This is a genomic window from Amycolatopsis sp. PS_44_ISF1, from assembly GCF_032335455.1.
In the GTDB taxonomy this organism is placed as follows: Bacteria; Actinomycetota; Actinomycetes; order Mycobacteriales; family Pseudonocardiaceae; genus Amycolatopsis.
Window position 1 is genome coordinate 80,945 of the sequence record NZ_JANUXO010000001.1, and the last position, 25,604, is coordinate 106,548.

18 protein-coding genes are annotated in these 25,604 nt (G+C 71.7%); 7 read left to right on the forward strand and 11 right to left on the reverse strand.

What is annotated here, in order from left to right; genetic code table 11:
* Nucleotides 1-433 precede the first annotated feature (433 nt).
* Complete coding sequence (locus NYF13_RS00350) at nt 434-1,381, forward strand: neutral zinc metallopeptidase (protein ID WP_315657109.1); 948 nt, start codon at nt 434-436, stop codon at nt 1,379-1,381.
* A gap of 65 nt (nt 1,382-1,446) precedes the next feature.
* Here the strand turns inward: NYF13_RS00350 and NYF13_RS00355 are convergent, their stop codons facing one another.
* From NYF13_RS00355 to NYF13_RS00365, 3 genes are all read right to left on the reverse strand, one after another.
* The gene (locus NYF13_RS00355) at nt 1,447-1,926 is read right to left on the reverse strand and encodes a hypothetical protein (protein ID WP_315653453.1); all 480 of its coding nucleotides are present in this window, start codon (nt 1,924-1,926) and stop codon (nt 1,447-1,449) included.
* A 1,334-nt stretch (nt 1,927-3,260) separates the two neighbouring features.
* Nucleotides 3,261-6,329 (reverse strand): RHS repeat-associated core domain-containing protein, encoded by a 3,069-nt coding sequence (locus tag NYF13_RS00360; protein ID WP_315653454.1) that lies wholly within the window; start codon nt 6,327-6,329, stop codon nt 3,261-3,263.
* Between the two features lie 432 nt (nt 6,330-6,761).
* The gene (locus NYF13_RS00365) at nt 6,762-7,844 is read right to left on the reverse strand and encodes an NAD-binding protein (protein ID WP_315653455.1); all 1,083 of its coding nucleotides are present in this window, start codon (nt 7,842-7,844) and stop codon (nt 6,762-6,764) included.
* Between the two features lie 95 nt (nt 7,845-7,939).
* On the opposite strand from NYF13_RS00365, the gene NYF13_RS00370 reads away from it, so the two are divergent.
* On the forward strand, nt 7,940-8,323 hold the full coding sequence (locus NYF13_RS00370; protein WP_315653456.1) for a hypothetical protein: 384 nt from the start codon (nt 7,940-7,942) through the stop codon (nt 8,321-8,323).
* A 4-nt stretch (nt 8,324-8,327) separates the two neighbouring features.
* Here the strand turns inward: NYF13_RS00370 and NYF13_RS00375 are convergent, their stop codons facing one another.
* Nucleotides 8,328-11,750, reverse strand: coding sequence for an ATP-dependent DNA helicase (locus tag NYF13_RS00375; protein WP_315653457.1), 3,423 nt, complete (start codon nt 11,748-11,750; stop codon nt 8,328-8,330).
* Entirely contained in the window at nt 11,747-14,959 is a 3,213-nt protein-coding gene (locus NYF13_RS00380; RefSeq protein ID WP_396286056.1) for an ATP-dependent helicase, read from the reverse strand. The genes NYF13_RS00375 and NYF13_RS00380 overlap by 4 nt, the downstream gene beginning before the upstream one ends.
* A 102-nt stretch (nt 14,960-15,061) precedes the next feature.
* Here NYF13_RS00380 and NYF13_RS00385 point away from each other — a divergent pair, with 102 nt between their 5' ends.
* Both NYF13_RS00385 and NYF13_RS00390 read left to right on the forward strand, forming a co-directional pair.
* The gene (locus tag NYF13_RS00385) at nt 15,062-15,385 is read left to right on the forward strand and encodes an MGMT family protein (RefSeq protein ID WP_315653458.1); all 324 of its coding nucleotides are present in this window, start codon (nt 15,062-15,064) and stop codon (nt 15,383-15,385) included.
* Between the two features lie 634 nt (nt 15,386-16,019).
* Nucleotides 16,020-16,841 (forward strand): siderophore-interacting protein, encoded by an 822-nt coding sequence (locus tag NYF13_RS00390; RefSeq protein ID WP_315653459.1) that lies wholly within the window; start codon nt 16,020-16,022, stop codon nt 16,839-16,841.
* A 32-nt stretch (nt 16,842-16,873) separates the two neighbouring features.
* On the opposite strand, the gene NYF13_RS00395 is transcribed toward NYF13_RS00390, so the two are convergent.
* Nucleotides 16,874-17,692 (reverse strand): uroporphyrinogen-III synthase, encoded by an 819-nt coding sequence (locus NYF13_RS00395; RefSeq protein WP_315653460.1) that lies wholly within the window; start codon nt 17,690-17,692, stop codon nt 16,874-16,876.
* Complete coding sequence (locus NYF13_RS00400; RefSeq protein ID WP_315653461.1) at nt 17,685-18,662, reverse strand: YafY family protein; 978 nt, start codon at nt 18,660-18,662, stop codon at nt 17,685-17,687. The genes NYF13_RS00395 and NYF13_RS00400 overlap by 8 nt, the downstream gene beginning before the upstream one ends.
* 64 nt (nt 18,663-18,726) lie before the next feature.
* On the opposite strand from NYF13_RS00400, the gene NYF13_RS00405 reads away from it, so the two are divergent.
* A complete protein-coding gene (locus tag NYF13_RS00405; RefSeq protein WP_315653462.1) occupies nt 18,727-19,122 on the forward strand; it encodes a DUF3224 domain-containing protein in 396 nt (131 codons plus the stop codon).
* 17 nt (nt 19,123-19,139) lie between these two features.
* Nucleotides 19,140-20,252: a DNA glycosylase AlkZ-like family protein gene (locus NYF13_RS00410; RefSeq protein ID WP_315653463.1), complete on the forward strand. Its 1,113-nt coding sequence runs from the start codon at nt 19,140-19,142 to the stop codon at nt 20,250-20,252.
* Nucleotides 20,253-20,267: 15 nt separating this feature from the next.
* Here the strand turns inward: NYF13_RS00410 and NYF13_RS00415 are convergent, their stop codons facing one another.
* From NYF13_RS00415 to NYF13_RS00430, 4 genes are all read right to left on the reverse strand, one after another.
* Nucleotides 20,268-21,065, reverse strand: coding sequence for a TIGR02569 family protein (locus tag NYF13_RS00415; RefSeq protein WP_315653464.1), 798 nt, complete (start codon nt 21,063-21,065; stop codon nt 20,268-20,270).
* 153 nt (nt 21,066-21,218) lie between these two features.
* A complete protein-coding gene (gene moeZ / locus NYF13_RS00420; RefSeq protein WP_315653465.1) occupies nt 21,219-22,400 on the reverse strand; it encodes an adenylyltransferase/sulfurtransferase MoeZ in 1,182 nt (393 codons plus the stop codon).
* Between the two features lie 111 nt (nt 22,401-22,511).
* Nucleotides 22,512-23,753: a DUF3152 domain-containing protein gene (locus NYF13_RS00425; protein ID WP_315653466.1), complete on the reverse strand. Its 1,242-nt coding sequence runs from the start codon at nt 23,751-23,753 to the stop codon at nt 22,512-22,514.
* 80 nt (nt 23,754-23,833) lie between these two features.
* Entirely contained in the window at nt 23,834-24,859 is a 1,026-nt protein-coding gene (locus tag NYF13_RS00430) for an alpha/beta hydrolase (RefSeq protein ID WP_315653467.1), read from the reverse strand.
* 72 nt (nt 24,860-24,931) lie between these two features.
* Between NYF13_RS00430 and NYF13_RS00435 the strand changes: the two genes are divergently transcribed.
* Nucleotides 24,932-25,558 (forward strand): TetR/AcrR family transcriptional regulator, encoded by a 627-nt coding sequence (locus NYF13_RS00435; protein ID WP_315653468.1) that lies wholly within the window; start codon nt 24,932-24,934, stop codon nt 25,556-25,558.
* Nucleotides 25,559-25,604 lie beyond the last annotated feature (46 nt).

Genomic DNA, 25,604 nt, shown 5'->3' on the forward strand with positions numbered 1-25,604 from the left:
GCAAGTGGTGGGGCTGGGGCCGGTTCCCCCGATATGCTGAACGCCGAGCCGGGGGCCGCCCGGTTTCGCGCCGAGACCCACCGGGACTGCCCTGATGACGCAACCGCCCCACGGCCCGGTGCCGCCTCGCGGGACCGTGCAACCGCCCCCGGTGCCGGGCCGCGGGCCGGTCCAGCCGCCGATGGGCCCGCCGGACGGGCCGTACCAGGGGCCGCCGCCCGGCGCCCAGAACCCGGGCACCCAGAACACCGGCGCCCAGAACCAGGCCACCCAGAACCTTGGCATCCAGAACCAGGCCACCCAGAATCTCGGCGCCCCGTACTCGGGCCAGCCGTACCCCGGCCAGCCCTACCCCGGGCCGCCCGGTCAGCCCCCGCAGGGCCCGTGGAATCAGCAGCACGGTTTCCCGCCGCCGCCGCGGCGCCCGACCGGCCTGATCATCGGGCTCTGCCTGGGCGCGGTGGCCGTGCTGGTGCTGGGCGTGGTGACCATCGTCGCGCTGCGCGGCTCCGGTTCCACCGTCACCAACGCCGGCTACCAGAACACGCCGTCGCCGGTGCCGAGCAGCCCGTACGAGCTGCCGCCGAACAACGACCCGTCGTCCACCCCCGCGCCGTCGACCTCGGACGCGCCGAGCACCGAGCCCAGCTCGACCGGCCCGCAGAAGGTGCTCAAGCTCGCCGACCACCCGATCCTGCAGGACCCGAACGCCGGGCTGCAGAACCGGGTCTGCACCCTGCCGCCCTGGGTGAGCACGCAGGAGGGCGCGGAGGCGTTCTTCACCGCGGCCAGCAAGTGCCTGGACGCGGCCTGGGGCCCGTTCCTCGAGGCCTACAACCTGCCGTTCACCTCGCCCGCGCTGCACTTCCCGACCGGGCCGAGCTTCGAGACCGAGTGCGGCACCATCCAGGTCGGCATCGCGACCGCCGCGTATTACTGCGAGAACAACCTGTACGTGCCGTTCAAGGGGTTGCAGACCGACCAGTACGGCAACAACCCGGGCGTCTACCTGGCCCTGTTCGCGCACGAGTACGGCCACCACGTTCAGGAGGTGGCCGGGATCATGGACGCCGCCTGGCAGAAGATCTACGCGGCCGGCCAGAACAGCCCGGACGGCCTCGACATGTCACGCCGCAAGGAGTTGCAGGCCCAGTGCTTCTCGGGCATGTTCCTCGGCGCGCACGTCGACCAGGGCGGCACGGTCACCCGCGACATGTACAACAAGGCCTGGAACGACCAGGAGACCCGCGGCGACAACACCTCGCACAGCCACGACCACGGCACCAACGCCCACTACGCGCAGTGGTGGCGGGCGGGCGCCCGCAGCAACCGCATCACCGACTGCAACACCTTCGCCGCCCCGGCCTCCGACGTCAGCTGAGCCCCGGCCAACCCCGGGCGAGGAAGGCAGGATCGGCCGCGTCCGCCCGGAAGTCCCGGCTGGGGTCAGCTCAGCAGGGCCAGCCGTCCGGGCCCCTTGACCACCAGGAACGCGTACATCCCGCCGGCGAAGCAGGCGAACACCAGCAGCGCCAGCGCGATCGGGCCGCGGGCGTCCTGGGAGCCGGCCGAGGTGTCGGCCGCGCGAACGGTGACCGGCCCCTGCGCCGGGGCGTCGGCGGGGACGCCCACCTCCACCTGGTCGCCCTGGGCGTGGCCGCAGCCGTTCAGACTGCCCTCACGGGTCTGTCCGCCGAGGGTGAACTTGACCGACTCCACCGGGTCCGCGGCCGAACAGGCCGCCGGCTTGGTGATCTGGGCCGGGGTGGGCGTGCCCGCGTCGTTCACGACGACCCCGAACAACCCCGGACCGGCGATCCAGGCCAGCAGGACCACGAGCACACCGACGGCAGTGGGGATGCCGACCTGCAGCCACCGCTGCAGGGAGGTCTTTCTCGCCGGGCCGGAAGGAAGCACGGACGCCATGGTTCCAGATCCCCCCGGCAAAACCCAGTGAAGGTGACGGCGGCCCCGGCGGGCGCGCCACGCCCGAGTGAGGGCCACGACTGGATCGGCGGGTGCTGTTCCGGGTGAACGGGTGACCTGGGGCGTTGTTGTCGCGCATCGAGGGACCGGACTGTCTGACCTTGTCGAAGGGTTCAACCGGGCACCCTGCGTAGCAGTGAAGCTTCCCGCCATCTTTGCATGGTGGCATGAATTTCCGAGGTAGCAGTTTGCCGTCAAACTATTTTTTCTTTTACACGCCAATCCGCGAGCGCCGTCAAGCAGATATTTTTACGTGCAATGACTATGTTACTTATTTATAGGGTTTATAAAGAGAAGATCTGGCAATCAGCCCGCCGGTAATCCAAGTTATGAGCAGCAGGCGGCACCCCGGCTACGCGCCCGTGCACTCAGCCGCCGAGCCATCGCCTGTCTCTTCGTGTCGTCTCGAACAAGGTCGGCAGCGGCGATGACAACCAGGTCAGCGCCACCGAGCAGGGCCGCGACAACGGCGGCGAGTTCGTTTCGGGGGCGAGGCTCATACAGCATCCGCACGAGGCCACACCCGCCGTGAACTGCGGCTTTCTGCCACCGTCGGCATTGCCCGTCGTCGGCGTAGTCAGGGAGTTGAGGCCCGATGATGACCTCCGTGCGACGCGGGCTCGCACCCCCGGCAGGGCTCCGCGATGTCGGGGTCCACCGGCCAACACCGCGACTACGCCAGCACCGGCTTCGACTGTAGCGGCCCGGCCCCTTTCTTTGCCTGCACCCACGTCGGCATCGGCCCGCCTCACCACTTCAACGTCAGCACCCGTATACCTCGATCCGTAGTCCCGGCCGCTGAACCCGCCGACCTCATCTTCTACAGCCCGCGACAACCCACCACGTCGAGCAACAGCCGGGTGATCAACGCCCGAGAATCCGGACCCTCGTCCGATCAGTCGCTTGGTCTGAACAGGTACGCAGGCGCCGTCCGGCTCCTGTGGTAAGCCCGCTCCTACGTAGGTTGATGCCGTGCGGGCCCGTCAGACTGGTGCGGTGGCTACTGCTTGTCGACATCCCGACGGACGAGCTTCACGAACACGCCTGAGAGCGCCAGAAAGCCGAAAATGGCCACCGCTACGACGACACCGGCCAGGACGAGGCTAGGTCCGAGCGCTAGAAAGAGCCGTAGCAGAAGGAAGGCTGCTACATAGATGGGTGGCGTTGCTGCTGCGGTCCACAACAGCGGGTGTCTTTCCCATGAAGCTCGCAATGTCACTCCTGGACAGGCTCCGCGGGGGCGAGTCGTCCGCTGCCCCCGCGAAGCATAGTAGTCAGGTCAGGGACGCGTAGATGGTGCCGCCGATCAGGCCCGAGCCGCTGCCGAGAATGGCTCCTACTTTTCCGCCGAGTTCCGCCCCGGCCAAGATTCCCGGCGGACCCGCCGCGATGCCTCCCAAGATCGCTCCGCCGACCACACCGAGGGCAGTGCCGATTGTCACGCCTCCCCCCACTCCCTTGACCAGATTCCCAAAGCTGAATCCGCCGGTGGGGTCACTGTTGTTGATGGGGTCGTCTTTGGCGTAGGCGTAGTGGTTGGCTTCCTGTCCAGTGGGGTCGGGTGAGGTGAAGCGGCCCCAGCCGGGGAAGTACCAGCGGTAGCCCAGCAGCGTGTCGACGTTGTACTGGTACTGGCCGAGATAGTGGAACGAGTTGTCCCCAGCCGATGCGCCGGTCGCGGTGCTGCCGCCGTAGGGGTCGTACCGGTAACTGGCAGCCAGCACACCGGTGGTGGAAACCAGCCCCACAACACTGCCCTGATAGTCCGTGACCAGGTTGTACCGGCTCGTCCCGGCCTGCTCGGTCACGATGGTGCCCTTGGGGTCCCGGACCACGCTGGTCCGAACCCCGTTGTGCACAGCCTGGGTCACACCCAGGGCGGTGGTGGTGAACTGGTCGGTCGTGGTCGCGGTGGGAGTGGCGTAGGTGAGCTTGTGGGGCTGGGTCTGGTCCAGGGTGTCGTAGCTGGCGGTGAAGCTGTCACCGGCCGCATCGGTACCCGAGGTCAGCTGGCTGGTGTCGCTGAAGTAATTGGTCTCGGTCGGGCTGGTCGAACCAGTGAGGTTGCCGGTCGTGTCGTAGCTGCGGGTCCGGTTGTCGTTGGTGAGTTCGTCGGCAGCGTTGAAGGTGAACCTGGTGGCATCCAGCTTGGTCATGTTGCCGGCGTTGTCGTATTCGAAGCCCGCGGCGCCGGCGGTCTTCAACCGCTGCATGGTGTCGTAGGCGTAGCTGGTGGTGCCGGAAGCGTCGGTCTTGGACTGCATCTGATCGGAGTCGGTGCCGTCGCTACGCGTGTATTTGTAAGTGGTACTCAGCAATTGAGTGCCACCACTGTTCTTCACGGTAAGACTGGTCTGCCGACCGGAATTGTCGTAACCGTTGGTCTGGCTACCCGCCCCCGGCCAGGTGACGCTGGTGCGGCGGTCGGCGTTGTCGTAGCCGAAACCGGTGCTCTGCCCGAACGGGTCCTTCACCGAGGTGAGCCGGTTCGCGGCGTCGTAGCCGTACACGCTTTGGCCGCCGGGATCGGTCATGGCGGTGAGGTTGCCGGTCAGGTCGTAGCCGTAGGTGATCTTCTCGGCCGGGCCGGTGGTGTCGGTGCGGGTGTCGGTGAGCAGCTGGCCACCGGTGTCGTAGGTGAACGTGTGCACCGCGGTCGCGGTCTCACGGCGCAGGAGGCTGCCGTTGTTGTCGTAGGTGACCGCCTGCAGCACGACGTTGTCGCTGTGGCGGGTCACCGACACGACCCGGTCGAGCTTGTCGTAGCCGTAGTCCAGCCGGATCCCGCGGCCGTCGGTGACCGACGCGACCCGCGAGAGCGAGTCGTAGGTGTAGCTGGTCGGTCCGAGCGGGGTGGGCGGGGTGACCTTGCTGAGGTTGCCGGCGTTGTCGTAGTCGTAGGTGGTCGAGTGCCCGTTGCCGTCGACACTGGTCCGGACCAGGCCCAGCGGCTGCCAGTAGGTCAAGGTCTGCAGGTCGGCGTTGAGCCCGTCGGAGTGAATGGTCTTCACGTTTCCGGCGTCGTCGTAGGTGCGGGAGATCTTGTCCCCGGCCGGGTCCGTCACCGTGGTCGGCAGGTGCGGGTGGGCGGCGTCGGTGTAGCCGACCCCGGTCTTCGCGCCGGTGGGCAGCTGGGTGCCGATCAGGTTGTTCAACGGGTCGTAGCTGTTGGTGGTGGAGTTGTTCAGCCCGTCCGCGGTGGTCTGGACATCGCTGTTGGCGGTCCACTGCTGGGCCTGGGAATGGCTCAGCGCGTCCGTCGCCGACGTCTGCCGGCCCTGGCTGTCGTACTTGTAGGTCACCGAGTGCGAGCTCGGGTCGGTCTCGGTGGTCTGCCCGTTGCCGTAGCCGAACTGGGTGACCGAGTCGCCGGCCTGCCGGGGCACGGTCACCTTCGTGACGCGGTGGTTGCCATCGTAGGCGAAGCTGTAGGTCTTACCGTCCGGGTCCCCGACCGTGGCCAGGTCACCGGACGGCGTCCAGGTCAGGTGCATCGAGGTGCCGGAGCGGTCGGTGAAGTCGGTCAGCTGCGACGCGCTGTTGTAGCTGTAGGTCGCCGCGGTCGTGCCGGTCGGGTCGGTGATCGCCGAGACCAGCCCGTTCTGGTAGCCGAAGCGGGTGACCCGGCCCTGGGAGTCGGTGACCGACGCCGTGGTGCCGTCGGAGTTGTAACGCGGCGTGGTGCTGTTGCCGTTGCGGTCGGCCTGCGAAAGCAGCCAGCCCGCCGGGCTGAACGTCCACCGCTCGTTCGAGCTGTCGAAGATCAGGCTGTACTTGCCGTCCGAGCCCTTGGACAGCTCCGCGTGCACCCCCGGCGCCTCGACGTAGCTGCCGTCGGTGTTGTGCTTGTAGGTCGCGCAGTACCCGGAATCGCTGTGCAGGACCACATCACTGCCGTTGAACGTCAACCCCACGTCCTGGCCGCTGCTCAACGCCCAGCCGGTGCCGAAGCTGCCGTTGCCCGGACGCTGGTTGTTGTAGACCTGGCTCAACGACAGGTTCTCACCCGTGCCCCTGACCGTCAGCTGCCGCTGCGTGATCGTCAGGTTCCCGTCGTGGGTGTTGACCAGCGCCTCCATCCGGTCCGAGACCGGGAACCGCTCCAACGGGTACTGCGGGAGCAAGCCGGTCTCGTTCACCCCGCACGACGACACCGCTGCCGGACCGAAACCGGGCTTCCACCCCGGCGCCCAGTTCGCCGCCGGCGGCTGGCCACCGGTCGGGGTGTGGTTCACCGCCGTCGGCGGCGTCCACACCGTCGTCGGCGGCGCCACCGCATGCGCCTCAGCGGACGCGGTGTGCGGTACAGCGACCACCAGCGCCCCCCACGTCACAGCGGCCACCGCCGCAGCAGATCTGTGCCTCATCAGTTTTCCCCTCAACCCAGCTGAGTGCAGCATGAAACCGCGCCAGAAGACCCCGAACAGGCACAACGAAAAACCCCCGCAGAAGCCCCCTCGCACGGCCGAACATCGTGCAGGGGGCTTGATCGTCCACCACCGTTACTTCGTCACAGCAAACAGTCCGTTAGGTCCCGTTCGCGAGCATTTCTCCATCTAATGGAGCAAGGAAAGTTTCCCCGCCGTTCCTGGTTGGTTATTCACGGCTGGCGCTCGCGATGGCCGCAAGCGCCGGGAACGCATGGTGCGGTGACCGATCAGGCTCAGGAACGGTGCGAAGTATGGGCAAGAACAAGCCGAAATGGGACGGAGAACCGCATCGAGTACTACCAGCCGGCCTCGTTCCGGGCCTAGGACACCCTCCCCGCCTCGGGCCTACCGCTCGACCTTGTCCGCCTGGGTGACCTTCTTGACGTACAGCAGCCGGTCGCCGGGCTCGATGGCGTCGGACTGCGGGGCGTCCACGCGGTAGAGCACGCCGTCGCGGACCACGCCGAGCACGATGTCCGGCAGGTGCCGCGGCGAGCCGCCCTCCTCCGAGGGCTCCACCGGGCGTTCGGCGATGGCCAGCCCCGATTCCGGGGTCAGCAGGTCCTCGACCATGTCGACCACCAGCGGGGTGGAGGTGGCCAGGCCGAGCAGCCGTCCCGCGGTCTCGCTGGACACCACCACCTGGCTGGCCCCGGACTGCTTGAGCAGGTGGACGTTCTCCGCCTCCCGCACCGACGCCACGATGTGCGAGTTCGGCGCCAGCTCCCGCGCAGTCAGCGTGACCAGCACGGCGGTGTCGTCCCGGTTCGGCGCGACGACCACGGCGCGCGCGTGCTGCACGCCCGCCACCCGCAGCACGTCCGCGCGGGTCGCCGAGCCGTGCACGGTGACCAGGCCGAGCGCGCTGGCCGCGTCCAGGGCCTGCTGGTCGGTGTCGACCACCACGATCCGGCTGGGCTGGACCTCCTCGTCGCCGAGCAGCGCGTTGACGGCCGAGCGGCCCTTGGTGCCGAACCCGACGACGACGGTGTGGTCGCGCACCTTCGTCCTCCACTTCTGGATCTTGAATGCCTGCCGGGAGCGCTCGGTGAGCACCTCCAGCGTGGTCCCGACGAGGACGATGAGGAACAGCACCCGCAGCGGGGTGATGATCACGATGTTGACCAGCCGCGCCGAGGCCGAGGCCGGGGCGATGTCGCCGTAGCCGGTGGTCGAAAGCGAGACGGTGGAGTAGTAGATGGCGTCCAGGAAGGAGACGCCGTCGCCGTTGACGTCACGGTAGCCGCTGCGGTCGGCGTACACGATCAGCACCGTGGCCAGCAGCGCGAGCAGCGCCCCGATGATCCGCTTGACGATCGAACGCATCGGGCTGACGGTCAGCTCGGGCATCCGGATCACGCCGACGAGCTCGTGATCGGGGCGGTCGTTCAGCCGGACGTTCAGCGGCAGCCGCTTGAGGGCCTTCATGCACCGGCTCCCCGCGGGTGTTCGGCGTCACTCACGTCGGGGAGCCTAGCCCAAGGTCACCCGCCGCACACCCGCCGCTGTGGCAGGGTGGGGGCATGTCCGACTCCCGTGGTTCGCAGCGGCCCGCCTTCCTCCTCGCCGGTCTGCTGGCCACCTCCGGCGCCCTGCACTTCCTGCGCCCGAAGCCGTTCGACTCCCTGGTCCCGAAGGAGCTGCCCGGCACCCGCCGGGCCTGGACCTACGGCTCGGGGGTCGGCGAGCTGGGGGTGGCCGCGGCCATCCTCGCCCCGCGCACCCGCGAGCTCGGCGGGCTCGCGGCGGCGTTGCTGTTCGTCGGGGTGTTCCCGGGCAACGTGAAGATGGCGCTCGACTACCAGCGCAAGGGCCGCCCGGCCCGCGACCGCGCCATCGCCTGGCTGCGGCTGCCGGTGCAGTGGCCGCTGGTCCAGTGGGCGCTCACGGTCCGCGAACGCGGCTGATCCCTCACTCGGACGGCACGTTCCGCAGCAGGTCACGCAGGCCCTCGGCGTCCAGCAGATCGGCCGGGCGCAGCGTGTTCCCGTGGCGGACGTAGTGGAACGCCGCCCGCACCCGCTCGACCGGCACGCCCTTGAGCGCGGCCCAGGCCAGCCGGTACGCGCCGAGCTGCACCGAGAGCGCCGGGAGCCGCTCGGCCGAGGGCACGCCGCCGGTCTTCCAGTCCACCACGGTCCAGCCGCCGTCGGGATCGGCGTACACGGCGTCCATCCGGCCGCGGACGGTCACGCCCTCGACCTCGGCGGAGAACGGGATCTCCACGGCCAGCGGCACCCGCTCGGCCCACTCGCTGCGTTCGAAGGCCGCCTGCAACTGCTCGAAATCGCTGTCCGGGGCCTCGCCGAAGTCGGCGGCGCCGGGCAGGTCGTCGATCTCCAGCAGGCGGTCGCCGGAGAAGCGCTGCTCCAGCCAGCCGTGGAAGGCCGTGCCGCGCCGGGCGAAACTGCTGGGCGGCAACGGAAGCGGACGACGGAGCCGTTGCGCGAGCCCGTCCGCGTCGGCCGCCAGCTCGACCAGCTGGCTCACCGACAGCCGGGACGGCAGCACCACCCGGTCCACTGTGGCCCGGGACCGGGCGCGCTCGGCCAGCAGCACGTCGGTGTCCGAAGCCCAGCCGTCCGGGTCCTCCGGGTCGACCTCGTCCGACGGGTCCGTTTCGGGCTCCTCGAACGGTTCCGCACCGTCTTCGTAGCCGTCTTCGAACTCGTCCGGTTCCGGGGGCAGCGGCCAGTCTTCGTCCGGCGCCGCCCCGGCCGTCTCGACCGTGTCCACAGTGTCCACAGTGGATGCAACGACCGCCGGTTCCGGCTCCGGCGGTGCGACGGCCATCTCCGCGAAGACCAGCTCCACCCCCGTCGACACGCCGGTCCGCCGGTCGCCCAGCGGGTCCAGCGGCCAGCGGCCGGTCCGGGAGTCGGCGACCAGCGGGTTCTCCTCGTCCTCGGCCGGTTCCCCGGCCCACGGGCCGAGCGAGCCGAGCGGCGGGTCCGAAGCCCGCAGCACCTCGGCGATGTCGGTCAGGAACACCGAAGGTCCCTTGGGCCGCGCGCTGCTCTCGTTCCACCAGTGCCCGGAGACGATCAGCGCACGCTCGGAGCGGGTCAGCGCGACGTAGCACAGCCGCCGCTCCTCGTCGGCCTCCCGCTCGGCGAAACCCTCCTCGTGCAGTTCGAGCCCTTCCTGGACCTCCTTGCGGTCGAAGCCGGCGGAGACGCGCAGTTCGGGCAGATCGGCCGAGTCGCCGCGCAGCACCGCGGGCAGCGCCGTCGAGGTCCGCAGCCACGAGGACGAGCGGCGCTTGCTCGGGAACACGTCGGCCACCAGGTGCGGGACGGCGACGACCGCCCACTCCAGCCCCTTGGCCGAGTGCACGGTCAGCACCTGCACCCGGTCCGGCACCACCTCGACCTCGCCGGGCGTGAGTCCGTCCTCCGCGTGCGCGGCGGTGTTCAGGTAGTCCACGAAGGACAGCAGGGTGGCGGTCGGCGCGGTCTCGGCGTAGTCGGTGACCACCTCGGCGAACGCGTCCAGGTGCGCGCGGCCCGCCGAGCCCGGCCGGGCCAGCGACTCGACGTCCAGCAGCAGGGTCCGCTCGACGTCGGCCACCAGCTCGGGCAGCGACTGGTCCAGCCGTCGCCGCAGCGCGGCCAGCTCGGCGCCCACGCGCCGGATCCGCCGGTACCCGTCCTCGGAGTACCGCTCGGGCGCGCCCGGCTCGTCCACGGCGTCGATCAGGCCCGTCTGCTCGGCGCGTTCGGTGACCAGCGCCGGTTCCTCGCCCGCGGCCCCGGCGGGCGCCGGCGAGGAGAGTTCGTTGGCCCGCCGCCACAACGCCGCCAGATCAGCCGCCGCGAGCCGCCAGCGCGCCCCGGTCAGCAGGCGCGCGGCCGCGCTGCCCGCGAGCGGGTCGGCCAGCACCCGCAGCGTGCTGACCAGGTCGGCGACCTCCGGCTCGTCCAGCAGCCCGCCGAGCCCGACCACCTCCACGGGCAGCCCGCGCCGCCGCAGCTCCCCCGCGATCGGCGCCATGTCCGCGCGCCGGCGCACCAGCACGGCCGCGGTCGGCGGTTTCCCGTGCTCCTCCTTCTCCGCGAACCAGCGTCGGGCCAGCGCGTCCGCGACCCACTCGCGTTCGGCGCGCACGTCCGGCTGAAGCGAGACGGCGATGTCCGCCGGCCCCGCGCCCTCGCGGGCCCGCAGCCGCTCCACGCCCAGCCCGCGCGCCCGCAGCGGCTCGGCCACGGCGTTGGCCAGCTCCAGCACCTCCGGCGGGTTGCGGAAGCTGGTCAGCAGCCCGAATTCGTGCGCCGGCTCCAGCCGCTGCCCGCCGTGCCGGGGGAAGTCCGTGGTGAACCGCGGCAGGTTGGCCGCGCTCGCGCCGCGCCAGCCGTAGATCGCCTGCGCCGGATCGCCGACCGCGGTGACCGGCATCGGCCGGTGCCCGCCGCCGCCGAACAGCGAGCGCAGCAGCACCCGCTGGGCGTGCCCGGTGTCCTGGTACTCGTCGAGCAGCACGGCGCCGTAGCGTTCGCGCTCGCCGGTCACCACGGCCGGGTAGTCCTCGGCCAGCTGCGCCGCCAGCGACATCTGGTCGGCGAAGTCGAGCGCGCCCTCGGCCCGCTTGCGCCGGTGGTAGGCCTCGACCAGGGGCAGCAGTTCGAGCCGGAACCGTTGCGCCGCCATCACTTCGGTCAGCTTCACCGGCAGCGAGGCCCGCTGGCCCCTCGCCCGTGGCGCGTTCTCGATCACGTCGCACAGCCACGAGGTGTACTCGGCCAGCCGTTCGGCCGGCACCAGGTGCTCGCCCAGCTCCCCGGCCAGCGCGAGCAGCTGCGCGGTGACCGAGGACGGCACCCGGTCGGTCTCCAGGTCGTTGTCCCAAGTGGACACCACGCGGTGGGCGAGCTGCCAGGACGAGGTCTCCGAAAGCAGCCGCACGCCGGGCTGCACCGGCAGCCGCAGCCCGTGCTCGCCCAGCAGGCGGCCGGCGTAGGCGTGGTAGGTCAGCACCGTCGGCTCACCGGCGACGACGGTGGCGCGCAGCCCGCCCGTCGGGTCGAGCCGCTCCAGCAGCCCGGAACCGGCCAGCCGTCGCAGCCGCGCCCGCACGCGCTCGCCGAGCTGGCGCGCGGCCTTGCGGGTGAAGGTCAGGCCCAGCACCCGCTCGGGGCTGACGATCCCGTTGGTGACCAGCCAGACCACCCGCGCGGCCATCGTCTCGGTCTTGCCCGCGCCCGCGCCCGCGACCACCAGCGAAGGTTCCACCGGCGAGGCGATCACCGTCGCCTGCTCCGGCGTCGGGCGGTGCAGGCCCAGCGCGTCGGCGATCTCCGCCGGCTCCACCGGGTTCGCGATCAGCAGCGGGCTCACGGTCCGGTCACCTGGCGTCCCTCGGGCCGCAGCGGGCAGCAGCCGCGGGCCGGGCAGCGGTCGCAGTCCGGGTTCTCGCTGGCCTGGTAGTCCGGCCCGGCCGCGGCGTTCGCCGCCGAGCGCACCAGCTCGAGCCACTGCTTGCCGCTCTCGGCGTCGAGCGGCGGCTGGTCGCGCTGGGTCGAGCCGGTCTGCTTGTTGGACTTCGCGACGTACACCAGCCGAGCGCCGCCGGGGGTGTCCTTGCCCTCGATCGCGCCGAGCAGCACGGCCAGCTGGTAGGCGGCCAGCTGCGGGTGCTGCTCCGCGTCGGCGGCGGACACCGGCACCTTGCCGGTCTTGATGTCGACGATCACCGGGCGGCCGTCCTTGTCCATTTCGACCCGGTCGACCCGCCCGCGCAGCAGCACCCGCACCTCGCCGTCGCCCAGCGGCAGCTCGACCTCGATGTCCTGCTCGACCCCGGCCTCGATCAGCTCGCGGCGGCTGGTCTCCAGCCAGGTGACGAAGTTGCGCAGCATCTTCTCCACCCGGCCGCGCTCGCGGCGGGAGAACCACGGAGCGCCCGCGTCCACCCGCGCCCACGCCTCGTCGAGCGCCGCCTGAATCTGCTCCTCGGTGCTGCCGCCCGCGACGGCCTGGGCCAGCCCGTGCACCAGCGTGCCGGTGACCGCGGCGAGCTGCGCCGGGTCGCTGCCGCCGTGGCGCTCGATCAGCCAGCGCAGTGGGCACTTGACCAGGATTTCCACAGTGGACGGTGAGATGCGCATCAGGTCGCCCGGACCGTGCACCGGCCGGTCGGTCGACGGTGGCAGCAGCCCGTACCAGGTGCTCGGGTGCGCCCCGGGCACCCCGGCGTTCGCCAGCCGCGCGAGCTGCTTCGCCGCGCGGGCCCGGCGCGCGGGCTCGGACTTGTCGTCGCAGACCACCTCGCGCAGCTCACCGACCAGCTCGGCCAGCACGAGCGAGCGGCCGGGCGGCTTCATCCGCGAGTCGAGCGCGCCGTCGTCGGCCCCGTTCTCCTCCAGGTCGTCGAGGAACCGCGAGGGTTGCTCGTCCTCCCCGGCGACCGCCGTGACCAGCAGGGTCCGGCGGGCGCGCCCGGCCGCCAGGTAGAACAGCCGCCGCTCCTCCGCGAGGATCGGCGCGACGGCCGACACCTTGTCGTTGTCGTCCACTCCGGACAGCAGGTCGACCAGCCGTTCCACGCCCAGCAGCGAGCCGCGCAGCCGCAGATCCGGCCAGGCGCCCTCCTGCACCCCGGCCACCGCGACCACTGTCCACTCCCGACCGGCGGAGGCGTGCGCGGTGAGCAGCGAGACGCCGTCACCCGGGATCGCCGCGGGCGCCAGCGTGTCCCCGGCGATGTTCTGCGAAGCCAGGTAATCGGCGAACGCCGCGACGCTCGCGCGTGGCAGCCGGTCGACGTACCGGCCGGCCGAGTCGAACAGCGCCACCACGGCGTCGAGGTCGCGGTCGGCCTGCGCGCCGAGCGAGCCGCCACGGTCGACCATCCGCAGCAGCCGTTCCTGCAGCCCGCTGGCCTGCCACAGCTCCCACAGCACCTGCTCGACGCCGTCACCGCGCCGCACCGCCTGGTTCGTGACGCTCAGCAGCGAGCCGACGCGCCGCACGGGCAACGCCTCCGCGTCGGCCAGCCCGGCCAGGACGTCGCCGCCCCGCAGGGCTTCCACCAGCAACTCGTCGCTGGAACGCTGCCCGCCACCGGCCAGCTCCAGCCGCCGCAGACCGCGACGCAGCCGCCGCAGCGCCAGCGGGTCCGCGCCACCGAGCGGGGACGAGAGCAGCATCTCGGCCAGGTCGACGTCGAGCAGTTCGGGCTCGGCCGCGATCCGCAGCACGGCGAGCAGGGGACGGACGCCCGCGTGCCGGGCCAGTGGCAGCTCCTCGGTGGCCGAGCCGATCGGCACCCCGGCCGCGCGCAGGGCCCGTTGCAGCACCAGGAAAGTACGCGCGGGCGAGCGCACCAGCACGGCCATCTCGGTCCACGGCACCCCGTCGACCAGGTGGGCCCGGCGGAGCTGGTCGGCGATCCAGCCGGCCTCGGCGGCCGGGGTCGGCATCAGCCGCACCCGCACCTTACCCCCGCGTTTGCCTGGTGGAGTCCCGAGTTTCCGGTGCTGGGACGCGCCGGGCAGCGTGGCGCCCAGGCGCGTCACGGCCTCGCGCACGGCCGGGGCCAGCCGGTGGGAGGTGGTGAGCACCACCGTCCGGTCACCGTCGGTGTCCGCGTCGGCGAACAGGCGCGGATCGGCGCCGCGGAAGGAGAACACGGACTGGTCCGGGTCCCCGGCCACCACGAACTCCGCGGCGGTGTGCCCGATCAGCCGGATCAGCTGGCTCTGCAGCGGGTCGAGGTGGTGCGCGTCGTCGACGAACAGGTGCCGCACGCGGGCCCGTTCACGGTCGCGCAGCTCGTCGTCGTCCTCCAGCGCGAGCAGCGCCGAGGTGACCAGCTCGGCGGCGTCGAGGGCGGGTGCGCTGCGGACCCCCAGCGCGTTGCCGCCCGCGCCCTGCAGCTGGGTGACCTCCTCGTACTGCGCCCAGAACCGCCCGGCGGCCACCCACTCCTCGCGGTCCTTGCGGCGCCCCAGCTCTTCGAGGTCTTCGGGGCCGAGTCCGCGTTCGGCCGCGCGCATCAGCAGGTCGCGCAGCTCCTCGGCGAAGCCGGGCACGACCAGCGCTGGGCGCAGCGGCTCGGGCCAGTCGAGCGCGCCGGACTCGAGATCGCCCTCCAGCAGCTCCCGCACGACCACGTCCTGTTCGGCGCCGGCCAACAGCCGGGGCGCGGGCAGCTCCTCGGCGCGGGCCTCCAGGCGCAGCAGCGAAAAAGCGTACGAGTGCACGGTGCGCACCAGCGGCTCACTCACCGTGCGCGGCAGCGGTGAGCCCTGATCGGGTTCAGCGGTGAGCCACCGGGTGAGGTCGGCCCGCACGGCGTCCGCGGCCTTGCGGGAGGAGGTGAGCACGAGCACGCTCTCCGGGTCCGCTCCGTCGGCGATCCGCCGCGCCGCCGCGGAGGCGAGCAGCGAGGTCTTCCCGGTACCCGGCCCGCCGAGCACGCGCACGAAGCCCGCGGGCGCGGCGAGCACCCGATGGGCGCCTTCACCCCAGGTGAACGACGGCAGGCCGACGGCGGGCGGGCGCACCAGCCGCGCCCGTCCCTGCGCCGTTCTCCGCCCGTTCACACCAGCGATGGAACCATGCCCGCCCGCGGGGGTGGCGCACCGGCACGCCCTTGGCGGGCCGGGGCGGCGAACTGTCGGTGTGGTGCGGCAAAGTGCGGTCCCATGGACGAAGAACTGCACGAGCGGATCCGCGCGGTGATCGCCGACGTGCCCGCGGGCGCAGTCGCGACGTACGGCGACATCGCGGCAATCTCCGGCGCCCCTTCCCCCCGCCTGGTCGGCCGAGTCCTCGCCGAGGACGGTGACGACCTGCCGTGGCAGCGAATCCTGCGCGCGAACGGCACCCCGGCCCCCCACCTGGCCCACCGCCAACTGGAGCGGCTGCGCGAAGAGGGCGTACTAGCCGACGGCCCCCGCGTCGACCTGCGCAAGTACCGCTGGCTCCCGGACGCCCTGGCCGACGATGGCCCGGAGGGGCTGTTTTAGCCAGGTTGTTCCAGCCAGGTTGTTCCAGACGGGCTGTTCTAGACGGGCTGCTCTACCGGGCCGTTCCAGCCGGGTTGTTCCAGACGGGCCGTCCTGGCCGGGTTGTTACAGCCAGGCTGCTCCAGCCGGGGCTGCTCCAGCCGATTGTTCCAGACGGGCTGTTTCTACCGGGCCGTTCCAGCCGGGTTGTTCCAGGCGGGCCGTTCTAGCCGGTTGCTCCAGACGGGCTGCTCCAACTGGGCTGTTTCAGCCGGATTGATCCCACCAGTCCGCTCCCGCCAGTCCGCTCCCGCCAGTCCGCTCCCACCAGTCCGCTCCCGCTGAGTCGCTCCCCCGGCTGCTCCCGCCAAGCTGCTCCCCCAAGCCGCTCTCCCCAACACCACCCCCAAACCGCTCCCGCCGGATTCCTCCTGGCCCCTTCCCGCCGGATTACTCCCCGTGGAACACCCCAGCCGAGCCTCCCCGGCCGAGTCATCCCCACTGGCCCGGCTCAAACCGCACCGTTCAGCCTGGGCTGGTCTCGCCGGGCTGTCCCCAGCAGGCCGTCCCTCCAAAGACCGCCCCACCCAAGCCCCGGCCAGCGCATCCGTTCCCACCGTGGCCCTCCGCCCACAAGATAGGTTAGCCTGGCCTAATGGGACTGAACTACCACCGTGGCCGGGTCGCCGCGGTTCGCCGGGTGACGCCGCACATGGCCAGGATCACCTTTGCCGCGCCGGGTCTCGCGGCGGCCGGGCCGGTCGCGCCCGACGCGTACCTGAAGGTCTTCTTCCCCCGGCCCGGCGAGACCGAGCCCGTGCTCCCGCCGACGCCGGTGGCCGTTGAGGTGGCGGCCTGGTATCGCTCCGGCTACCTGGCGATGCCCGACGACGTCCGTCCGCCGATGCGCACCTACACCGTGCGCGCCGCCCGTCCGGACGCCGGCGAGGTCGATGTGGACTTCGCGCTGCACGAAGACGACGGCGGCCCGGCCTCGACGTGGGCGGCGGGGGCGAACGTGGGCGACACCGTCGCGTTCCTCGGCCCGCACGGCCTGTACGAGGTCCCCGAAGGCACCGGCTGGCAGCTGCTGGCCGGAGACCAGACCGCGCTGCCCGCGATCGGCGCCATCGTGGAGTCCCTGCCCGCCTCGACCCGCGCGGTGGTGTACGTCGAGGTTCCGGACCGTGCGGAGCGCCAGGTGTTCGACACCCGCGGCGCCGTGGAGCTGCACTGGGTGATCAGCGGCGACCGTCCGCGCGGCGAGGCCCTGCTGGACGCCATCCGCGTCGCGGACCTACCGGGTGGCGCGCCTTACGCGTGGGTCTCGGGCGAGGCAGGCATGGTGAAGCGGCTCCGCCGCCACCTGGTGCACGACCGGGGGTTCGACAAGCGCGCGATCTGCTTCACCGGGTACTGGCGCCAGGGGATGAGCGAGGAAGCCGTGGGCCGCGCGAACGTGGCGGCGAGTTCGTGAGCGACTACGCCGGTCGGAACCGGGCCGAGCGCTCACGAACTGCCCTTGGCCAACACCGTGACCAGTAGCTTCACCAAGGCCCCCAACCGCTGCCGCTCCGGCTGCACCGTCCGGATCCCCGCGTCCTCCAGCGGCGCCGCCGTGACCGGCCCGACGCAGGCGCACACGACATCACCACGTCGCAGAACCGCCAGCAGTTCCTCGCGGCGGCCGTGCTCGGCGGCCAGCGCCAGGAAGTTCGCCGCCGCCGGGGCGCTGGTGAAGGCGATGGCCTCGACCCCGCCCGAGAGCACGTCGTGGACCAGCGAGAGGACCGGTTCGGTGTTCGGCGGCGAGTGCCAGCGGTAGGGCTGCACCGCGATCGGCGACGCGCCCGCGTCCGCGAGCAGGTTCGTGTACTCCGGCAGCGGCGTGCCGTGCAGCTGAACCGCGATCCGGGCCCCCGAGACCCCGGCGTCCACCAAGCCGCCGAACAGCTCGGCGTTGCTCTCCCCCGGGGCCGAGAACTCCTCGCGCAGACCCGCGCCGCGCAGAGCGCCGACCGCTTTCGGGCCGCGGGCGAAGATTCGTGAAGCGGCGAAGGCGTCCAGCAGCGGCCGGCGCAGGCCCCAGCCCTCGGCGGCTTCGAGCCAGCCGCAGAAGCCCGCGCCGGTGGTGACGGCGGTGAAGCCGATCGGGCGGGCGAGCACGTCTTCCGTGGCCGCCCGCAGGCGCGGGTCGTCGGGCAACGGGACGATGGTGATCGTCGGAGCGTGCCGGACGTCGGCGCCGGCCCGGGTCAGGGCCCCGATCAGGTCGTCGGCACGGCGCTCGGCCGTGACCCCGATCCGCACGCCGTCCAGCTCACCCATACACCGCGCCCATCTCCTCGATCGCCTTCGCGAGCCGCGCCCGCAGGTCCGCCGGTTCGAGCACTTCCAGGTGGGGCCCGAACCGCAGCAGCTCGCCGATCGCGGGCTCGCCCGGCTCCACCGGTAGCTCCAGGGTGAGCCAGCCGTCCTCGTCGGGCCCGGTCTCGCCGTCGACGGCCGCGCGCAGCGCCCGCGCACCGGCACCGCCCAAGTAGAACGGTACGAGAGCCTGAGCGCGCGCCGAAAGCCGCACCTTCGCCGCCGTCGGGTACATCCGCTTCTCGAACTGCGCGGACCAGTCCTGCCAGTACTGCGCGAGATCGAAGTCCGGCGGCCGCTCGAACGGCTCGCCCAGGTCCTCCAGCGCCAGTACCCGCGAAACGCGGTAGGTGCGATCGGTCCCTTCGCACCTACCGGCCAGGTACCAGTTGCCCGCCTTGAGGATCAGGCCCAGCGGCTCCAGCACCCGCTCGACCACCCGCGCGCCCCACCGCTCGTACCGGATCCGCACGCGGTGCGCCGACCACACCGCGTCGGCGACCGCCGAAAGGTGCGGCAGGCTCTCGATGCCGCGATGCCAGCCCGGCACGTCCAGGTAGAACCGCTCGGCGACGCGGCCCGCGCGGCTTCGCAGCTCCGGCGGAAGCGCCGCGTGCAGCTTGAGCTGCGCCGCCGCCAGCACCGTGCCGAGCCCCAGCTCGGCTGCCGCCCCCGGGAGCCCGGCGAGCGAAAGGGACTGTGCCTCCGTCTCGGTCAGCCCGGTCAAGCGCGTGCGGTAGCCGTCGACGAGCTGGTACCCCCCGGTCCGCCCGCGGTCGGCGTACACCGGGACACCGGAGGCCGAAAGCGCTTCGATGTCGCGGTAGACCGTGCGTACGGACACCTCCAGCTCGGCCGCCAGCTCCTCCGCCGTCATCCGGCCGCGGTTCTGCAGCAGCAGGAGGACGGACAGGAGGCGGCTGGCGCGCATGAACGGCGATTATGCCGGTAAAACCTGACACGAGCTGACAGGTATGACTGGTTCAGTAGCCCACATGAACGCCTTCACCCTGCAGAACTGGGAAGAACACCTGGCCAGCGGCACCGAAGGGGCACCTCGGGTGGCCTACGCGCACGCCACGATGGCGTACACCGGCGTCATCGAAGGCGAGTCGATCTGCGACTACCTGCTGTACTACCCCGGTGAGGGTTACGACGGCGGTGAGACGACTTCGCCCGGTTACGAGCGCTTCACCGGCACCGTTGCCGGCCGGCGCGGGAGCTTCGTCGTACGGCACGAAGTCGCCTTCGACCCGAAGGGCATCGAATCGAGGTTCGAGGTCGTGCCCGGCTCGGGCACGGGCGAGCTGGCCGGGCTCACCGGGACCGGTTCGGTGCACGGAGCGCTGGGCGAGCCGTCGATGAGCTACACCTTCGACCACCGGCTCTGAGCGGAAGGGAAACAGTGGTGCTGGAAGTGTCGCGCCAGCAGGTGCTGGCGTACCGGGTCGCGGAGCACGGGCTGCACCGGCGCGCGGGCGAACCGGCGGCGGTGTTCGACCTGGGCCTGCAGGACAGCCTGCGCGACACGGCGTTGCTCGCGCTCGCCGCACGCTCGGCCGTGCCCGTGCGGCCGACGACGCTGATCGAAGACCCCCGCCTGGCCCTCGTGTGGTCGCACCGCGGAGCTCCCCACTTCCACCGCCGCGCGGACCTGCCGGAGCTGGCCGCGTCACTGGTCCCGCTCGGCGAGGCCGACGCCCTGTCCCGGATCCTGTGGCGGCAGAAGGAACTGAGCGCAACCGGACTGTCCGCAGTGGACGTTCTCTTCACCACGGCCCGCGCGCTGCGCCAGGTCGTGACCGCGACGATGACCAAGGGCGCGGCCAGCGCCGCGGTGACGAAGCTGCTGCCGGACTCGTTCTCCTACGCGTGCCGGGGCTGCCGGGCCACGCACGTCTACGAGCAGCTCATGCGCGTCGCCGCCCTGCCCGGCGGAATCCGGCTGGCGGCGGGCCGATCCCCAGCCACACTGGCGCCACTGGAGGACCGTGGCCGGTTCTCGACCCGAGCGGACCCGTCGGCCGCGGCGCGCGTGCTGGAGCGGTACCTGCGCCTGAACGGTCCGGCGACCCCGGCCGACGCCGCGGCGTTCGCCGGCACGACCAAAGCCGTGGCCACGCAGAACTGGCCGGCCGACCTGGTCGAGGTCCGCGTGGACGGCCGCCGCGCCTTCCTCCCCGCGGACCGGATCGCCGCTCTGGAAAACCCGCCCTCGCCGTCCCCGGTCCGGCTGCTGCCGCCGCTGGACCCGTTCACTCAGGCGCGCGACAAGGCCGTGCTGGTCCCGGACCAGGCGTACGCGAAGGAGATCTGGAAGGTCCTCGGCAGCCCCGGCGCCCTGCTCGTCGACGGTGAGCTGCACGGCACCTGGCGGGCCAAGGCCACGGGGGCCCGCCTGAACTTGACCATCACCCCGTTCACCCCGTGCAGCCGCGCGACCCGGACCGCGGCCGAGGACGAAGCCGCTCTCGTGGCGACCGCCCGCGGCTACGACCAGCACGCGGTGACCTGGGCCTGAACGCCCACCGGCGGTTCAGAGCACGGCGCTGACCTCGCGCGCCGCGGCCCGCAGGCCGTCGAGCGCCGCGCCGGTGGAACGGGGGTTGAGCGCGTTCGCGGCCAGCCGGAACAGCACCGCGCGCAGCAGCAGTTGCGGCCACTCCGGCAGGTGGGCCCAGCGGTCGATCAACGCGGCCGTCGCGCCGCCCCAGGACAGCGCGTCGACCGCGGCGATGGCCGCGCCCCACTCGCCCGGGCGGTAGTACGGCACGAAGCCGACGATGCCGGGCGCCGCGGCGCCGTCGAACAGCACGCCGCCGAGCAGTTCGCCGTGGGCGACCTGCGGCGCCAGCTTCACCGGGCGGCGGGCCGGAGCCAGGACCTCGAACCAGCGGCCGCCCCTGGCCTCGTCGAGCGGAAGGTCCTGCTCCTCCCAGGCGATCCGGTCCGCGATCGCGTCGACATCGGTGCGGGCGGCCAGGAAGTCCGGCCGTGGCAGGTCGGCGGTGGCGCGGTGCAGCTTCACCGCGGTGAGCACGGCCTCGTCGCAGCGGTGCTCGGGCGTGCCGGAGAGGTGGTGCCAGGCCGACCAGTCGCCGACGATCCAGCGCCCGTCCCGCGAGCGAACCGGCTTGGCCACCCGCAGGCCCGGCTCGTCGACGTGGTCCAGCGCCCGCGCGGTCCACAGGGTGCGGGACTTGTCGGTGACCGGCTTGAGCACCAGCTCTCCGCAGCGCCAGGCCGACGAGTCCGGCAAGGACGAAACCCGGCCGGGGTCGCCGCCGAAGGCTGCGCACACGCGCTCGGGTGGCCGTTCGAGAGTGGACCGCACAACCAGGCACGCTACCCCGGCCGATTCGCCACGAACGAGCAGACGCGCTGGTCACGCACCGTTTTCTCAGATGCGGACGAGCCCGCCGAAACGCCGTCGAGGCCCCCGGCTCCCCGGGCGGAGCGGAGCAAGGGGCCTCGGCGGCGACTACGGTCAGTAGGTCGGAAGGCTCGGGTCGATCTGCCGGGCCCAGGCCAGCACGCCACCGCCCAGGTGGGTCGCGTCCTTGAACCCGGCCGAGTGCAGCGCCGCGAGCGCCTCCGCGGACCGCGCGCCGGACTTGCAGTGCAGCACGATCGGCTTGTCCTGCGGCAGCTCGGCCAGCGCCTCACCGGAGAGGATCCGGTCCTTCGGGATCAGCTTCGCGCCCTTGATGTTGACGATCTCGTACTCGTGCGGCTCACGGACGTCGATCAGGGCGAAGTCCTCGCCGCGGTCGAATTTGGCCTTGAGCTCGGCGGGCGTGATCGTGCTGCCCGAAGCGGCCTCGGCCGCCTCGTCGGAGACCACTCCGCAGAACGCCTCGTAGTCGATCAGCTCGGTGATCTTCGGGGTCTCGGGGTCCTTGCGGATCTTGACCTCGCGGTACTTCATCTCCAGCGCGTCGTAGCTGATCAGCCGCCCGAGCAGCGGCTCGCCGATACCGGTGATCAGCTTGATCGCCTCGGTCACCATGATCGAGCCGATGGACGCGCAGAGCACGCCCAGCACGCCGCCCTCGGCGCACGAGGGCACCATCCCGGGCGGCGGCGGCTCGGGGTAGAGGTCGCGGTAGTTCAGCCCCTTGCCGTTCGGCGCGTCCTCCCAGAACACGCTGACCTGGCCCTCGAACCGGAAGATCGAGCCCCACACGTACGGCTTGCCCAGCAGCACGGCGGCGTCGTTGACCAGGTACCGGGTGGCGAAGTTGTCCGTGCCGTCGACGATCAGGTCGTACTGGCCGAAGATCTCCAGCGCGTTGGCCGATTCGAGCCGCTCGGTGTGCAGGTAGACCTTGACCAGCGGGTTGATCTCGGCGATCGACTCCTGCGCCGAGGCGGCCTTGAGCTTGCCGACGTCGGAGATGCCGTGGATCACCTGGCGCTGCAGGTTGGACTCGTCGACCACGTCGAAGTCGACGATGCCGAGCGTGCCCACCCCCGCCGCGGCGAGGTACAGCAGCGCGGGACTGCCCAGACCGCCGGCGCCGATGACCAGGACCTTCGCGTTCTTGAGCCGCTTCTGCCCGACCACCCCTACGTCAGGGATGATCAGGTGACGGCTGTACCGGGCCACCTCTTCCTTGGTGAGCTCGGCAGCCGGCTCGACGAGCGGCGGCAGGGCCGTGTCTGACATCGGGTCCTCCATCTCGCGCGGATCGCGTTGTCGATCCCAGTGTCTACAACGCGCGCACGCAAGCGCGCCTTCCCCCGGTCCAGATCGTGGGAAAGGGGTTGCTTTGTGCGGCTACTGCGGCGGGGTCGGGTTCGGCCAGGCGTTGGGCACGCAGACGTGGTGGTCGGCGGCCACCTTGCCCTTGTCGCCGCCGGGGATGTTGTTGAGCGCGGCCACGTAGTCGTCGGCCACGCCGAACGACTGCTGCATCATCACCGGCGCGGGCTGGCCGTTGCCGGGGCAGCCGACGTGGATGTTGCCCAGGGCGTGGCCCACCTCGTGGTTGATCGCGTACTGGCGGTAACCGGTCATGTCCGCGCCGTAGACCTTGGCCCCGCGCACCCAGCGGGCCAGGTTGATCAGCACCCGGCCCATGCTGCGCCGGTAGCAGGAGGCCTCGAACTTGATCTGGAACCCGCAGGCGTCGGCCCGGTGCGTGGTGTTGGGCGAGGTCAGGCTCACCTGGAAGTCCGGGTCCGGGAAGCTGACGTCGACCCGCTGCAACCGGATCTCGCCGTTCCAGGTCCAGCTGCGCGGATCGGACAGGATGCCCTGGACCGCGGTGCCGAAGCTGTCGTCACCGGCGTAGCTGGACGGGTCGATGCCGTCCTCGACCGCGACGGTGTAGGTGTAGAGCTTGCCGGCCCGGCCGACCACCGGACCGGAGCCCGGGACGACGTGCCAGGTGCCCTTGCCGTCCTGGGTGAAGGCGCCGCCGGTGGGCAGTTCCGCGGTCGGCACGGTGACGTCGACCGGTTTCGCCGGGTTCTCCGGGATGCCGTCGCCGCCGTCGATCGCGCCCGCCGCGGAGTCGCCGACAGCCGCCTCGCCGGTCGCGGCCCCGGACGTGCCCGGCTCGGGCGGGCCGGTGGCGGTGTTGAACACCACCAGCGCGGTGATCACCACCAGGATCGGCAGCGCGTACACCCGCCAGCCGTAGGTCTTGATGAACTTGCCGACGCCGCCGCCGGGCTTCCGGGCCGGGCGGCGGGCGGGCCGCTCGGGCTCGCCCTCGCCCTTCGGCTGCCACGACGCGCGCAGCGGCTCCCCGGTGGTCCGGCGAGTGCCCGGGCGGTACCGGTCCTCGCCGATGCGCTGGGCCGGGGGCTTCGAGGGGCGGAACTGCCCCACGCGGGGCGAACCGGTGTCGGTCAGCGGGGAGTTCGCGGGCTTGCGGGCCGAGCCGGACGAAGATTTGGCCGAGCCGGACGAGGCCGGTGGAGCACCCGACCCGGACGACGACGTGCGCCGCGACGACCCGGCGTACGAAGCCCGCTGGTCGTCTCCTCGAGCGTCGTGCCTGAGCCGGTCCACCGCCCCAGAGTGCCATAACCGCACGGTGATGCCGAAAGCGACTGGCGCATTACCGAGAGATCATCTTTCACCCGTTCGGACTACCATTGACCGTTTTCCGCCGACTCCCAGAGCCCGAGCACGGCCCGCGCTACGACGTTCGGACGTTCCATCTGCGCCACGTGGCCGGTTCGGGGGAGCACCAGTAGCCGGCCGTGCGGCAGCAGCCGCGCGGTGCGGGGCGCGCGGCGGACCGAGATCACCCGGTCGTGCAAGCCCCAGACGATCAGCGTGGGTGCGTGCACCCGCGGCGCGACCGCCCAGAGCGAGCCCTCGCCCCGGGCCGACCAGGCCCGGAAGATGCCGAACGTGCTGCGGGCCAGGGCCGGTGCGGCCCAGGCGAGCGCGGCCCGCGCGCCGTGCTCCTCGGCCAGCTCGTCCAACCGCGCGTCCGGGAACCGCTCCGGCTCGTGAAAGCACAGCCGGATCACCTGCGCCGCGCGTTCACGCGGGGTCAGCGCGGCCATCCGCCGGCGCACGCGCGAGCCCACCACCGGCAGCAGCAGCAGCGGCATCAACGGGTCGGACAGCCGGCGCGGGTCCGGGCGGCGGTCCGGCATCGCGGGCGAGATGAGCGTGAGCGTCCGGACCAGTTCGGGCCGCTGGGCCGCGAGGAGCAGGGCGACCGCGCCGCCCATGGAGTTGCCGAGCAGGTGGACGGGCCCGGCACCGAGCCCCTCCACGTACTTCGCGAGGACTCGCGCGTGTGCGCCGAGGCTGAAGTCGAACGGCTCTTCGGGCTCGGAGTAGCCGAAGCCCGGCAGGTCGACCGCCCGCCCGGTGGCGACCGGGGAGAGCAGCGCGGCGAGGTCGGTCCAGTTGCTGGACGAGCCACCGAGCCCGTGGACGTAGACCGCGACCGGGCCGTCCGGGCCCGGGGTGCGGCGGACGTTGAGCGCGACGCCGCCGACCTCTTCGACCGCCCCCGGCCAGGGCGGGAGCACCGGTTCGAGCGGCGGCAGCGGCCGTGTGGAGAGGGGCACGTGGGTCAGGGCCGCGCGGGCGGCGGTTCGGGCGGTCGGACTGGTCACGGATCCAGAATGCCCGACCCTTGGCGTTTCCGGCATACCGACGAGTAATCTCAACACCACTTCACGCGGTGGTGACCCCGCCCGTCGAAGCCGCGGACGGGAGGGACAATGACCGACATGGCGCGACTGCAGCAACGGGGAGTCCGGCTGCCGAGGACGGAACGCCGCGCCCAGCTCCTGGCGGCCGCCCAACGCGTTTTCGCCGAGAACGGCTACCACGCCGCGGCGATGGACGAGATCGCCGAAGAGGCCGGTGTCAGCAAACCGGTGCTCTACCAGCACTTCCCCGGGAAGCTGGACCTCTACATCGCGCTGCTGGAGAGCCACGTCGACGATCTGGTCGCCCGGGTCAAGGGCGCACTGGACTCGACCACCGAGAACCGGCAGCGGGTGCCCGCCACCGTGGCGGCGTTCTTCGACTTCGTGAGCAACGACGCCGGCGCCTTCCGCATGGTCTTCGAATCGGACCTGCGGGGCGAGCCGGCCGTGCAGGAGGCGGTGGACCGGGCCACCTCGGCCAGCGTCGAGGCGATCACCGAGACGATCACCGCGGACGCGGGCCTGGACGAGGACAAGGCCCGGCTGCTGGCCGTGGGCCTGGTCGGGATGAGCCAGGTGAGCGCCCGCTACTGGCTCCAGCACAACCAGGCGATCAGCAAGGAGGAGGCGGTGGCGCTGACCGCCAACCTGGCCTGGCGCGGGGTCGGCGGAGGGTTCCCGCTCAAGGACAGCTGAGGGTCCCCGCCCCGGATCGGGGTCGTCAGGGACGTCGGGGACCAGG